The sequence below is a fragment of the Bacteroidia bacterium genome (genome assembly GCA_040880525.1).
GTDB lineage: Bacteria > Bacteroidota > Bacteroidia > CAILMK01 > JBBDIG01 > JBBDIG01.
The window spans coordinates 47466-62098 of record JBBDIG010000042.1; the positions used below are offsets into that span (position 1 = coordinate 47466).

Here is a 14633-nt window from a genome sequence, read left to right on the forward strand (position 1 = left end):
GTTATATTTTCATTATTAACAGTTGCCAATGCGCTGCATAAAGTTCTTCATCACCAATGCCCGCTTTTTAAAGGTGATCTCTTTCACATCTTCCAATCCTTTTTTTCCAATTCTCTCTCCTTCTTCCTTATTCTCAATCGCCTTTTGAATTCCGGAGATCAATGATTCCAGGTCTTCAGGATTTACGAATATCGCATTCTGCTCGTTCAGAACGTCCCTGGTTGCAGGATATTCGGGAGTGATAATAGGATTGCCTGCGAGCATGTATTCGCATACTTTATTGGGAAAATTATATTCCACAAAATGGTCGTCTTTAGTGTAATATGAAATCAATGCATCGGCAGCGGTCTGGTAATAAATGACTTCAGTATAGTCTACGATGTAGCCCGTTAAAGTAACGTTCTCCACCTTTCTTTCCCTGCACCACTTTTCGTAATACGCTACCACATCCGGCTTGCCCCCCGTCAGTAGGAACTGGTATTGCGGAAGCCTTGCAGCGGCATCAAGGATAAAATGTGCTTCCCGCTGTGTTTTAAAGAGCTTGCCGGTATACACCACCAGCGGTTTTTTACCGGTGTATCCAATATGTTTGCGCGCCACTGCTTTGGATACTCTTGTTTTCAACTGGTGCTCAGTAATTGGATTCAGGGAAACTTCCATCCGGGCAGGGTCAAGATCAAGGTATTTCTCCAGGTGCTCGGTGATGGTAGAGTTGGTGCCGATTATTGCATCTGCATTCCGGTATACCCAGGTAAACCGGCCTATCATCTTTATTTCATGTGCCCAATGAATTATGGTAAACTTCCGGGCCCGCTTAGGATACAGTTTCCGGATGAGCAAGTGCGGAATGAGCAACGAAGAATTCCTGGACATTACCATCACGCATTCATCACTGTTGCGGCCGGCTGCCAGTGCTTTCATAAAATGCCGGGAGTTCAGCATATTGATAATTGCAAAATGCTTTGCTCCTGCCACAATATCCTTAAAATTGGTATTGAGATAAGTGATCTTGAATTTGGTTTTTACGCCATACATATCAAATACCTCTTCCTTTTTCACATTGTCTTTCCGGTAAACATAGGGGACGATCAGTTCTACGTCTACGCCATTTTCTGCAAATCCTTCACAAATTCGCATATCCCCGATCTGATTGGTGCGGGGGCGTAAAATGTCGTATTGCGTGTAGTAAAGTAATTTCATTCTTAGTTATTTCAGTTCATTACCAATTTCAGATTGCAGGCTGTTTAATCGTTTATAGGTAAGGCCGGTGAATGCAATAATAATTATCATTTTAAGAACAAGATGCCCAATGGCAGCACCTTCGGCACCCATTGCCGGGATGAGATACCATGCCAGTCCGCCTCCGGCAGCAATGGCCACCGCATAGACATAAAACCTGAACTTAATAATGCCGAGGCTCTGGATCATTGAGAGATTCCAGAAGAAAACGGAAGCCATCGTAGCTGCCATAAAAAGATAAAAGAAAGAGGCTGAAGCTCCGGCATATTCATCTCCATAAAACAGCGTGATGATCCATTCATTTAAATAGAACATGCCCACCAAAAATACAAGCGAGGGCAGCAAGGATACGCCCGTGATACGGAAAAGCATCTTCTTTATGTCTCTGTATTTCCCTTTCGAGATTAAGGAGCTGAGTTGTGGGAAGATGGTGTATTTAAGCGGATCGGTAATGATGAGGATGGAAAATGCCAGCTTCTTCGCTACGGCATAGAGACCAACTGCAGCGGGTCCGGCCAAAGCCGCCAGCAGAAGCACATCGCCTTTGTTCATGATGGTGATGACGGATTGCCCTACAGAATTCCCAAAGGTAAACTGTGTCATTTCCTTTCGTTCGGCACTGATTAGGGCCATTTTGCTTTTTGCATAGGGCAACAGTTCTGCACGCAACTCCCACATAGCCATCCCATTGATGATAAGACTGTTGAGCAGCTTAGCCGCGATTACAGCTACAAAAAAATAGGTGAGATTTCGGGGGTACAGGTAGATGGTGAACGCAATAATGCTGAATTCCACCACCGCCATCACAATTTGAACGAGGGAGTTAAATTTAAATTTATCGAAAATCCTGAGAAGGGCTGTGCTAAGATTATCAAAAAGGAAAACACAGGCTACCATTGCATAAAAGACGATAAACCAATAAAGGCCATCCTGCTCAATAAAGGTATCATAAGAAAAGGTGATCAGGATCGCGATGATAAAAACGCTGGCAACCGCAGAAATGAGGGAAACAAACGCACCGGCTTTGAGAAGCGCCACCAGTTGATCGGTGCGGTTCCGGGTACGGAATGCTGCTCCGAACTTTATCAGGCTGGTCGGCACGTTAAAGTTGAAGAACTGCTGAACCGTCTCTACAAATGCTACTACAATAGCATACGTACCATATAGCTCTGCTCCCAATCCTCTTGCCACCACAATAGACCGAAGAAATACCAGCCCCGTCCTGAAGAGGTTAGCCATCAAAACCCATGAACTGTTCTTGATGAGTATTTTTGATTGCTTATCAAATAGCCTGGCAGGAGAGAACTTCTTGGCTACAAACTTCACGTGATGGGACAGACTAAATTAGCGAGTGGAACACTGTTTTTTCAGAGGCCTTTTAGAAAAGTTGCCGGAGGTGACCATCAGGCTTTAGCTTTTGCCTTGCGCGAGAATAGTTTTAAACCCTTCCTCCGTTCCTTCTTCTCTGAGGAATTTCCATATCCGTAACCGTAGCCATAGTTCAGGTTTGAGCCAGAGGTCAAATCATTTACAAGAATGCCAATATTCTTCAGTTCTCCTCTTGCGAAATATTCATTGATCACTGCCATAGACTGTACTTTAGTTACGTTCTGCCGGATCATATAGATCATAATATCAGCATTCTTGGCCACCATCGGTGAATCTGCCACAAGTCCAAGGGGAGACGAATCCAGAACGATATAATCATATCGTTCTTTCAGTTTGCTCACCAATTCATCAAATCTCTTGCTGCCGAGCAGTTCAGCCGGGTTGGGAGGAACAGGACCCGCCACAACCAGATCCAGGTTAGGATCATGGGTAGTGGTTAAAATATCATCAAGATCAGCACGGTAGCTCAAATAATCGCTTAAGCCCTTTTCAGCGGTTATCTTCAAGTCCATCACCATGCGGGGTTTTCTCAGGTCTGTTTCAATGAGCGCCACCTTTTGATTCCCCAGGGCAAGAATATTTGCCAGGCTGCCGGAGCAGAAGGTTTTGCCTTCGCTGAAGCTTGCAGATGTTACCATGATCACAGGACTTTCAATATTCCTGATAAAGTACTGGAGATTGGTCTTTACAAACCGGAATGCCTCCGCCATCACTGACTGGGGTCTGGGCTTTACAAGCAGCGAAGGCTCTCCATGGCTCGAAGGCACTGTACCCAAAATAGGAATGGTGGTACCTTCAGTTACCTGATCCAGGGTTCTCACTTTATTATCCATTACATCAAACAGCACCACGCCAATCACCGGAATGAGCAATCCTGCGATGAGGCCTATTACATAGTTCAGGGATTTGTTTGTAGCAAGAGGAGGCTGCCCAAAATCCTTGGCTTTGTCCAGTATCCGGTGGTTAGAAGAATTGGAAGCTATCGTTATTCCGGTTTCAGCGCGTTTCTCGCTAAGAAAGCTCACCAATTTATCATTTAACTCAAATTTCCTTTTCAGGTCAATATATTCCTGCTCATTCTTAGGCACGTTGCGCAGTTGACCTTCCAACTGCCCAATACGCCTTGATAGCTGCGAAATTGTGATCTCATTGGAACTCAAGGCATTTTTTACATTCTCCTCCAGCACCCGCTTGGTATACTGCATTTCATCCTTTTTCTTTTGCAGCACCTCATCGGTTTTCTTTCCGATAATAGAGCTGTAGGATGATGCCTCGCTGCTCTGGTCACGCAGTTTCTGAAGAATATCCATTATCTGCGTTTCATTGACTCCCACCATGGAAGGAGAAACAATATCAGCATAATTATCATGGGTACGCAGATAGTTCTGAAGGTATAAGAGATACCGATTGGTGAGTTCAGCCGTGGCCCTTTCATTCTCCATATTCAATAACTGCTGAATCAGGTTGCTGGATTCAACTCCCAGATCTATCACCCGCTTTGTAGACCGGAATTCCGCGAAATTCGTTTCCGCTTCCTCTAAACTATCTTTCATACCTACCAACTCGCTATCAATAAAATCCAACGCATTCCTGCCAATTGCATTTTTTTCATGCAAATCAAATTCGATATATTTCTGTGCCAATGAATTAAGGAAGTCTGCAACTTTGGATTTGTTGGTACCCGGCAGGTAAAGCTCCATGATTGAAGCGTTTGTTTCTATTTTCAGTGCAGAACGGTAACTGGAAACAAGCTGATTAATATTGTTAAAAGTAAAGTAATAATTTTCTCCTTTTAACCTTTTCCCGCTTTCTTCAGCCGGCAACAACAGCCTGAAGCGAAAATAGTCCGTTTCAATCCAGTCGCCAAGACGGAAGGTGTTAGAGAATTTATACTCGCGGAGTATCTTCTCGGTTTCATCAGTCCTGTAGTCTATCGTCTTGATATCTTCGGATTTTATCTCCAGCCGGAATTGGTCCTCGCTTTGGAAATGTATTTGGATTGGCGAACCCAGCAGTTGAACGTGGCTCGTATCATAGTCAACTATAAAGGGCAGACTGCTATACAATTCCAGCTTCTTTGATCCATGATCAGCAAAATAGGTAATCTCCAATCCCAGGCTTCTGACCGTTTGCTCTATCAATAGCCTGGACTTGACGATCTCCATTTCGTTATCAATAGATGACATTTTATTGCCGGGAAGCTCCATCTCCAGAATGTCTTCCGGAGTACTTACGTTATTCACCAGAATGGTGGTGGACAGTTGGTATACCGGAGTGATGTCCTTGTTTATAAAATACACCAGCACCAGGGCTGCGATTATGCATGGGATAATTATCTTCCACCGCTTTATAATCCTGGTAATGAAATACTTGATATCCTGCGTATCTGTATTCTTAGTCTCCTGAAAATTCCTGTTTTGCATCAGAATCAATTATTATTAAGAATGTTATAAAAGAGCAAAATGGGAGTAGTAAAGGAGAGGACGGTGAGGGCGATCGTAAACCCTGATGTTCTTGAACCGATTATTCGCGTAATGGTCATAGGCTCCACATAAATTATATCGTCTGCTCTGATGTAAAAAAACTCCGAGGAAAGGAATTCCCGCTTGGTAAGGTCCAAAGTATGAACAGTAATGGTATCTCCCGTTGTTCGCAAAAGCTTTACCTTTTTTCTCCTGGCTGTCTCCAGCAAATCCCCCGTTTCAGCAATTGCATCGAAGATTGAAACCTGCTCCTTAAAAAAAGTATATTGCCCCGGCAGCCTTACCTCTCCCAAAATGGTTACCCTGGTTCCGGGTATTCTTACGGTTACAAAAGCTCCTTTATATTGCTGCGAAATCGAATCCTGAAGTTCTTTTTCCAGTTCCTCCACACTTTTGCCATCCACAAAATATTTCCCAAAAAGCGGCAGCTCTATATAACCTTCCCGGTCCACCGTATAGCCATTCATGTAAAACTGTGCATCGCTAAAGGCAACTCCCGTACCCGTCCGGTTTTGATAGACTCTCTTTAATATATCATTCGTCTCCTCGTAAAGAGAGGATAGCTGAACGAACAACATATCATTTGCCCGGATAATGTATGAGTTCTGCTGATGGGGATTTACATAAGTGGTCTTCCCTTTTTCATCGCCTTTTGCCTGGAGATAAACAATCTTCCTGTTGGAGACGCAACCAGACATAAGAAATGAACCTGCTATTAGAAGGAGCAGGATGATCCTGAAGTGCTTAATTTCCATAATTTTCCCAAAAATACTGTCGGATGATCTAGAGTCCTTTCCCGATAATCAGACCATCCGGATGCTGTGAAAAAAAATCTTTCCCGTTTTTTTTTGAACCTGCAAAAATAGTTTAAACATTCCAACAATGGTTTTCCAAGCCTATCTTCCTTCATTGCTAAAATAGCCAATCTATTTTTAGCAGATTAGGAATAAGGAACACAACGCTCAATATAAACTTTATAGGTGGGGTGGGGAATGAACTGCTAAGCCAAACTTAGCATAGCTACTTGCTGCGTGCCTGCCTGGCAACTATATTATAAATAGCCTTCCAAAAATATTTTATGTCCGTCAGTATCGGATTTTTTTGATAGGCTCTTAAATATCTCAATTCAGATTGCTGTATTTCTTCCAGCGTTTCAGGCATGTCTACATAGAACGGAGGAATCAGGCCGGGTTTAAATTTCAGCCTTTCTTCCTGCAGTTCCGGGCTGTAAAGGCTGAGGTAATGACTGCTCAGCGGCCTTACACCTACCAATTTCATCTCTCCCTTCAATAGATTCCATACCATTGGCAGTTCATCCAGCCAAAACTTCCGCAGCACCTTGCCGGCAGCAGAAACCCTGAAGTCCTCTTTGAATTTCCCTCCTTTGTCGAGGTTATTCATCTGATAAATGTATTCCTGCAAATATTCGGAATAGGCATACATGGTCCGCAGTTTATAAACCAGGATCGGCTTCCCGTTCTTGCCTATTCGTTTCATCTTGAAAATAGGACCATAAGAGGCATTCTTATCGAAAGTAGGTTCCTTTACCTTCTCTACTACATAATACTTTTTATATCCAATAATGCGCTGATCAACAATCTTAAAACCATTTTTATATAACCGGCCTAGCGTTTCTGTATTCGAAATGACCTGGTTCCGTCCAGCCGTCATTTTAAAGTAAAGGCTACGGGTAAAACTAAGCTTTGGACATATCCTTTTGAATACAAAATCGCAGCTATAATAGAGACGCGCATACGTGGTGTGAAACTTATCCAAAATCCGTTGCTTCCTGAGTGAATATGTTTCTGCACAACAAATGAAGCGGCCACCGGTAGAGAGCTTTTCATTAACCGTCTCAAAGAAATGGTTAATGTCACTTATGTCATTGATACGTTTAAGGTTGACTATATTCTGGTAGTAGGCCTGGGGTAGATTCCGGATATTGAAAGCGGTTCTGGTCTTGAGAACACAGGTGTATGGTGAATCAGTATCCACATGAGCAGATATGTAATCTACGATTTCCGAATCAGAGTCAAAAGCTATCTGTTTCTCAATGCCTTGTTCAGCCGCAATGTCCATTTCCAGTGCATTGGCCACAAAGCGATCCTCTTCCGTTGTAAATACTACTCCCATAGCTTTGATTGTTAAAAAGTGAACTAACCGTTTTTCCTCAAAAATATATTTTTCATGTCATTCAATAGGTTTTTGTAGATTGTGAGAGCAAAGGTATTAAAATATATTATAAATTTCACATAATGATAAAAAAGATATTATTATGTCCACTTCTTACATGATTAACGTACTGTTCTATCAAAAACACTATTTACAGAGGAGGAGAAGTATTTTGAACAGGCCTTAGATCAATAATCCTTATGAAGCTTAAAGATGCTGATAATTACCGATAAATTGCATCTAAGGCTTTGCAAAGTTAATAAATCTTACAGAAGCTATAATTGTTCATGGAAAAGGAAAAAAGTTGTGTTTTCATCTATAAAATATTCTGAAGTATACCATGTTTCCCAAACATATTCCAGCGATAGAGTTGAATGGAGAACAGGAAAAAACCTCATTCATAAAAATACCGGAGGCGTCTCCGGTATTTCTTAGTCATGCATATAATAGTCCTGATGAGAGGCTGGCCCTAAAGCTCGTCTTCATTGAAGAAGTATTCATCGTGGGTAGGATAATCCGGCCAGATTTCTTCGATTGCCTCGTAAGGCTCGCCATCATCCTCCAGTTCCTGCAGGTTTTCAATGAGTTCAAGAGGCGCCCCTGAACGAATGGCGTAATCAATGAGCTCATCTTTAGTAGCTGGCCAGGGGGCGTCATCAAGATGTTGAGCCAGTTCTAAAGTCCAATACATAAATACATCCTTTAATTTTGCCGCAAAAGTAAAATTTCTACTATAAAATATTGGTGATGTTAAAATTTACCTGAAAGATAATTTTGACACACCTGAATCCTGAATTTTGGCCGGTGGGCCACTCAGAACATAATGAATGAAAAAGGTAGTTTTGCCGACCGCAAATGGTCTTTTTCAAAAAATCCACGGTTGGCAAAACTTGAACCATAAAGAGCTCATTCAACGATACCGGCAGCAGCCGCAAATAGAAGAGATTTGTGCTTCCCTGTCACTGTCTTCAAAGGTGAATCTTCATCTTAAAGGATTGGTTGGTTCTTCCAAAAGCCTCGTGGCCGCTTCTGTATTTGAATCTGCTGACCTCTTTCATCTTTATATCCTGCCTTCCAGAGAGGAGGCTTCTTATTTTGCAGATGACCTTGCAACGTTTCAGGAACCGAAACAGGTGCTCTTTTTCCCATCTCCTTTTAAAAAAGAGGGCAGTTATGACAGGATCAGCAATACGGCCATCATGGAGCGTACAGAGGTTATTGACCGGCTCAAACGAAGCAAAAGGCCACTCCACCTCGTAACATATCCCGAAGCCCTGTGCGAGAAAATCGCTTCAAGAGAGGATCTTCAGCAGAATACTTTCGATCTGAAGGTAGGAGACGATCTGGATGTGGATTTTGCGATTGACTTTCTCGTGGATTCCGATTTTGAACGCACGGATTTCGTATATGAACCGGGCACTTTCTCTATTCGCGGAGGTATCATTGACATATTTTCCTACGCTTACGAATTGCCCTACCGCATCGAACTATATGAAGACAAGATCGAATCCATCCGGGCTTTCGATCTTGACTCCCAGCTTTCTATGCGGAACATGAGCTCTATCAGCATTGTACCCAATCTGGATGAAAATCAGAACATACTTCTCCGGGTAAGCCTGCTTGAATTTATAGATAAAAATACAGTCCTGTGGAGCGCTGACCTTTCCTATTGTCTTAGCCTGCTGAAGAAGATTGTGGCATCGGCACAAGAAGTTTTTAATGCTAATCCAGAGATCATTCCCGTGGCTGCTGATGAATTTTTAATCGAAGAAAAAACATTCCGGAAAAAACTGCAGGAATTCAGGATAGTTGAAATGTCAGCTAAATCCCACTTTAAGGCCGGGAAAACGTATGAATTCAACATTACTCCACAGCCTCCTTTCAATCGAAATTTTGACCTGCTGGCAGAATCGCTCTCAGCCAATAGCGCAAAACGCTTCCGGAACCTGATCTTTTCCGAATCTGCCAAACAGGTGGAGCGTATCTATGCTATTTTCCAGGATCTGGAGAAAGATGTTGAGTTCACTCCTATCTATAAAAGCCTGTCAGAAGGATTCATAGATTCTTCCACCAACATTGCCGTATTTACTGAACATCAGATCTTTTCGCGCTACCACCGCTCACGCTACAACAAATCTTTTTCAGGAAAGCAGGCACTGACCCTGAAAGAGCTCTATGAACTGAAGCCTGGCGACTTCGTAACGCACATTGATCATGGAGTGGGAATCTTCTCAGGACTGGAAAAAATTGAAGTGAATGGGAAAATGAATGAGGCCGTGAGGCTTTCATACAAGGACAACGACCTCCTGTATGTCAATATCCATTCACTGCACAAAATCTCGCGGTTTATTGGGAAAGAAGGTAAAAAGCCCAGGCTCAATAAGCTCGGCACGAATACCTGGGAAAACCTGAAGAATAAGACGAAGAAGAAAGTAAAAGATATTGCCCGCGATCTTATTAAACTTTATGCAGAACGAAAGGCGCGTACAGGATTCGCGTTTCAGCCGGATACTTATCTGCAAACTGAGTTGGAAGCATCCTTTATATATGAAGATACGCCAGATCAGGGAAAATCTACAGAAGATGTAAAACGCGACATGGAGGCACCCCACCCCATGGATCGTCTGGTATGCGGGGATGTGGGTTTTGGGAAAACGGAGATCGCCATCAGGTCTGCCTTCAAAGCTGCAACAGATGGAAAACAGGTGGCTGTGCTCGTGCCTACCACAGTGCTGGCGGCTCAGCACCATAAAACGTTTACGGAGCGGCTGAAGGATTTCCCGGTTACCATTGATTATGTGTCGCGGTTTAAAAGCACCCAGCAACAGCGCAACACGCTGGAGCGGCTTTCGGAAGGCAAGCTGGATATTCTCATCGGAACTCACCGACTGCTGGGTAAGGACATTAAGTTTAAAGACCTTGGCCTTTTAATTATTGATGAAGAACAAAAATTTGGCGTAGCAGCCAAAGAGAAACTCCGGGCCTTAAAGGTAAACGTGGATACATTGACGCTGACGGCCACTCCTATCCCGCGTACATTGCAGTTTTCACTAATGGGCTCCCGGGATTTATCCGTGATCAATACACCTCCGCCCAACCGACAGCCCATTGAAACTACGGTGACCCTCTTTGACCAGGAACTGATACGGGATGCCATTGAATATGAAATGGACCGTGGGGGCCAGATATTTTTTGTGCATAACCGCATCAAGGATATCCACCAGATGGCCGATCTGATCCGTGCACTGGTGCCACAGGCCAAAGTAGGCATAGGCCACGGACAAATGGAGGGAAAGGAGCTGGAAGAGGTAATGATGAATTTCGTGGAAGGATTCTATGATGTTCTGGTTTCTACCAGCATTATAGAATCAGGACTGGATATTTCTAATGCCAATACCATCATCATCAATCAGGCGCAGAACTTTGGCCTGAGCGATCTCTACCAGATGCGGGGCCGGGTGGGCCGGAGCAACCAAAAAGCGTATGCCTACCTGCTTACTCCTCCGAAAGTAGCCATGACAAGCGAAGCCCGCAAACGCCTCGCGGCTATTGAGGAGTTCTCTGAACTAGGCAGTGGATTCCACATTGCGATGAAGGACCTTGATATCCGGGGAGCTGGAAACCTGCTTGGGGCCGAACAAAGTGGTTTTATCAGCGAGATAGGTTTTGATATGTATCAGAAAATCCTGGATGAAGCGATGCATGAACTCAGGGACGAGGAGTTCAAAGACCTGTTTTCGGGAAAGGATGACCGGCCTCTGGTTTACGAATGTCAAATTGATACCGATTTTGAATTATTGATCCCGGACAAATATATCAGCAATGTGAACGAACGGGTTTCCATTTACAATGAAATGAATCAGGTGAAAAATGAGGAAGCCCTGCTGACCTTTCAGAAACATCTGACGGATCGTTTCGGAAAAATCCCGAAGCAAACACTGGAGCTCATGGACGCCATCCGTCTGAAGTGGCTGGCGCAAAATGCAGGAATAGGAAAGATCAACCTGAAGAATCAAAAACTCAAGGCCAGTTTTGCTGCTAATGCTGACAGCGACTATTACCAATCAGCCCCGTTTGGCCGCATTCTGCAATATGTTCAGGATCACCCTCAGCAGTGCAAATTCGAGCAAAAAGGCGAGCAACTGACGCTAAGGTTACATCCTGTGCGATCCATTCATGAGGCACTTTCTGTTTTTCATGCGTTTATAGCATCCTGAGCAATACTTTCCTTTCTACAATTCCTGCAACGTAATCCGATATTATTATGATATAAATGGATCCTAATCCGAAATAATTATGATATATTTGGATTACAATCCGATATTATGATAAAACGCGTTCAGCTTGAATTTGCCATAGAGCGACTTTTTAAGGGAAAGGCGCTCATCATTTTTGGTGGCAGGCAGGTAGGGAAAACTACCTTTTGCGAACAGCTTCTGGTACGGGTGGACCGCAAGACACTTCGTCTGAACGGAGATGATGCCGATACCCGTGAATTGCTGCGACAGCCCAATGCCACGCTCCTCCGGCAAATCATTGGCGACCACGAAATCCTCTTTATTGACGAAGCCCAGCGAATAGAGGAGGCCGGGCTGCTGCTGAAGATCATTGTGGACCAGATACCGGAGGTACAAGTGATAGCTACCGGCTCCTCCTCGTTTGAACTGGCCGGCAGCATCAATGAGCCGCTTACTGGCAGGAAGTACGTGCTACAGCTTTCGCCCTTCTCATTTCAGGAGTTGATACAGGAAACCGATTTCCTGACCGAGAGGCGGCTGCTGGAACAACGACTGGTCTATGGCGCCTATCCTGAAATTGTAGTAAAGCCACAACAAGCAGAGGAGCACCTGAAGCTGATTGCCGAGAGCTATCTTTACAAAGACCTGTTTCAGCTTGAGAAAATAAAGAAGCCGCGCCTTTTCCAAAAGATCGTAAAAGCGCTTGCCCTGCAGGTGCAGAATGAGGTGAGCTCGCAGGAAATAAGCCGGCTGGTACAGGCAGATGGGAAAACCGTGGAAAAGTACATTGACCTGCTCGAACAGGCTTTTGTAATATTCATCCTGCCCTCCTACAGCCGCAATGTGCGAAACGAGATCAGGAAAGGAAAGAAAATCTACTTTTACGACAACGGGATCATCAATGCCATTACGGGGAATTTCAATCCGGTTATTTCCAGAAGCGATATAGGTGCGCTATGGGAAAACTACGTGGTGAGCGAGCGCAGGAAGTTCCTGCAACAACAAAATATCAATGCCGCAACTTATTTCTGGCGTACTACTCAAAAGCAGGAGATTGATTACATTGAAGAAACATCGGATGAACTTTTAGCCGCAGAAATTAAATGGAATCCAAAAACAAAAGCTAAAATTCCTTTGACTTTTAAAAATGCTTATCCGGAGGCTAAAACTAAATTAATTACACCCGATAATTTTTATGAATTTTTAAAATGAGGGAAGCCATTGGCATCCCCTGGATATTTCGCTATCCCTTGCTATTGTGGGAAGTATAATTGCCGTCTCAATACTCGCCTCCCTGCTATTTCCCAGGAAAGGAATGAATCCGGTTGATCCCTACCCCGGCCAATAAATTTCGTCCGAAAAAAATCTCTAAAAAATTTGCGCAAGTGATCTTTTGCACATATATTTGCAAGCGATTGTTTGCGCATTAAAGGAAATGATGAGAAGAGATGTTTTTCATGCGATTGCCGATCCTACACGGAGGGCTATTCTGACTTTGCTGGCGGTTCAGGCCTTGACTCCAAATGCCATTGCGGGTCATTTTGATACAACCCGGCAAGCCGTGTCCAATCACATCAGAATATTGGCTGAATGCGAATTATTGAAGCAGGAAAAGCAAGGACGAGAAATCATTTATCATTTCAATCCTGACAAGATGGACGAAGTAAATATTTGGCTTGAAAAGCTGAGAGAACTTTGGGAAACCCGGTTCGGCCAGCTTGACCAGGTTCTGAAAAAGATGGATTCCAAAAATAAATCATAAACCAATTAAAAATTCAAACACATGAAAAAGACACTATTTATGGATTTCTCCGTGGACAAGGAGGAAAATCAAATCAATGTAAAACGTGAATTTGCCGCGCCCCTGAAAAACGTTTGGGCCGCATGGACGGAGAGTGAATTGCTTGACCAATGGTGGGCACCCAAGCCGTATAAAACAAAGACCAAAAGCATGGATTTCCGCGAAGGTGGAATGTGGCTTTACGCAATGGTTAGCCCAGAAGGACAGAAACACTGGTGCCGCAATGATTATGAAAAAATAAGCCACCACAAAAACTTCAACTCTGTGGACTCTTTCTGTGACGAAGAAGGAAATATCAACACCGATTTTCCCAGCGCACTTTGGGAAACAAGATTTAACGCATCAGAGGGTTCTACTTTCGTAAACGTGCAAACCACCTACGATACGCTTGCCGACCTGGAAAAGATCCTCGAAATGGGCGTACAGGAAGGACTTACCGCAGCCCTTGAAAACCTCGATGAATTGCTCGAGGCTCAAACGAAATAGCATGACGAATTTTGTAAAATCAAAAGATGGGACCCAGATTGCCACTACCCGTGTTGGCAGAGGGCCTCATCTTGTTTTGGTGGACGGAGCATTCTGCCATCGGAAGTTCGGACCAAATGAAGCGCTTGCCAATCAATTAAAGAAAGACTTCACGGTGACGATCTATGACCGGAGAGGACGTGGAGAAAGCGGAAACACCTTGCCCTACAAAGTGGAGCGGGAAATTGAGGACTTGGAAGCCATCATAAACAGTTTGGATCAATCCGTTTCGGTTTATGGGATCTCATCCGGAGCAGCGCTGGCTTTGGAGGCAGCAAATGCAGGTCTTCCCATTCACAAGCTGGCGCTATACGAAGCCCCATTTATAGTGGATGATTCGCGGAAGCCGCTTCGTGACGATTATTTAGAAAGGCTCCAAACCTACACTGAGAGCGGACAGAATGGCAAAGTGGTGTCGAGTTTTATGAAGGATGGCGTAGGCCTGCCGGGATTTGTCGTATTCATGATGCGCCTGATGCCTTCTTGGAAAAAGCTCAGAAAACTCGCCCCTACTGTGATTTACGATACGCTCATATTAGGCGAAACGGGAACCGGTAAACCATTGAGCGCAGATAAATGGCCGGGTGTAAAAGTGGAGACTTTGGTAATCAGTGGCAGCAAGAGCGAAAAATGGGCGCAAAACTCGATGAAGCAATTGGCAACGGTCCTTCCCAACGCAAATCACCTCAGTCTTCGTGGTCAGACACACATGGTTAAGCCAAAGGTGTTGGCCCCGGAACTGATCAGGTTTTTCAGCAGATAATCAAAAACTAATTTCGGCAACTT

The 14633-nt window shown here is 44.0% G+C and carries 11 protein-coding genes; 5 read left to right on the forward strand and 6 right to left on the reverse strand.

Features of this window, described 5'->3' with window-relative positions:
• Positions 1–15: 15 nt before the first annotated feature.
• The 6 genes from WD077_12275 to WD077_12300 form a co-directional block, all read right to left on the reverse strand.
• Complete coding sequence (locus WD077_12275; protein MEX0968009.1) at positions 16–1200, reverse strand: glycosyltransferase; 1185 nt, start codon at positions 1198–1200, stop codon at positions 16–18.
• Positions 1201–1206: 6 nt separating this feature from the next.
• Positions 1207–2565, reverse strand: a complete 1359-nt coding sequence (locus tag WD077_12280; protein ID MEX0968010.1) for an oligosaccharide flippase family protein — start codon at positions 2563–2565, stop codon at positions 1207–1209.
• A gap of 77 nt (positions 2566–2642) precedes the next feature.
• Entirely contained in the window at positions 2643–5051 is a 2409-nt protein-coding gene (locus WD077_12285; protein MEX0968011.1) for a polysaccharide biosynthesis tyrosine autokinase, read from the reverse strand.
• Positions 5052–5056: 5 nt separating this feature from the next.
• Positions 5057–5866 (reverse strand): polysaccharide biosynthesis/export family protein, encoded by an 810-nt coding sequence (locus WD077_12290; protein MEX0968012.1) that lies wholly within the window; start codon positions 5864–5866, stop codon positions 5057–5059.
• 265 nt (positions 5867–6131) lie between these two features.
• Positions 6132–7244, reverse strand: a complete 1113-nt coding sequence (locus WD077_12295) for a sugar transferase (protein ID MEX0968013.1) — start codon at positions 7242–7244, stop codon at positions 6132–6134.
• 508 nt (positions 7245–7752) lie between these two features.
• Positions 7753–7974: a DUF2795 domain-containing protein gene (locus tag WD077_12300; GenBank protein MEX0968014.1), complete on the reverse strand. Its 222-nt coding sequence runs from the start codon at positions 7972–7974 to the stop codon at positions 7753–7755.
• Between the two features lie 199 nt (positions 7975–8173).
• On the opposite strand from WD077_12300, the gene mfd reads away from it, so the two are divergent.
• The 5 genes from mfd (at position 8174) to WD077_12325 (ending at position 14610) form a co-directional block, all read left to right on the forward strand.
• A complete protein-coding gene (gene mfd / locus WD077_12305) occupies positions 8174–11500 on the forward strand; it encodes a transcription-repair coupling factor (GenBank protein ID MEX0968015.1) in 3327 nt (1108 codons plus the stop codon).
• 108 nt (positions 11501–11608) lie between these two features.
• Positions 11609–12733: an ATP-binding protein gene (locus WD077_12310; protein ID MEX0968016.1), complete on the forward strand. Its 1125-nt coding sequence runs from the start codon at positions 11609–11611 to the stop codon at positions 12731–12733.
• Positions 12734–12959: 226 nt separating this feature from the next.
• Positions 12960–13283 carry a metalloregulator ArsR/SmtB family transcription factor gene (locus tag WD077_12315; protein MEX0968017.1) on the forward strand — a complete coding sequence of 108 codons (324 nt, stop codon included), beginning with the start codon at positions 12960–12962 and terminating at the stop codon, positions 13281–13283.
• 21 nt (positions 13284–13304) lie between these two features.
• A complete protein-coding gene (locus tag WD077_12320) occupies positions 13305–13808 on the forward strand; it encodes an SRPBCC domain-containing protein (GenBank protein MEX0968018.1) in 504 nt (167 codons plus the stop codon).
• A 1-nt stretch (position 13809) separates the two neighbouring features.
• Positions 13810–14610: an alpha/beta fold hydrolase gene (locus tag WD077_12325; protein ID MEX0968019.1), complete on the forward strand. Its 801-nt coding sequence runs from the start codon at positions 13810–13812 to the stop codon at positions 14608–14610.
• The last annotated feature ends 23 nt before the right edge of the window (positions 14611–14633 follow it).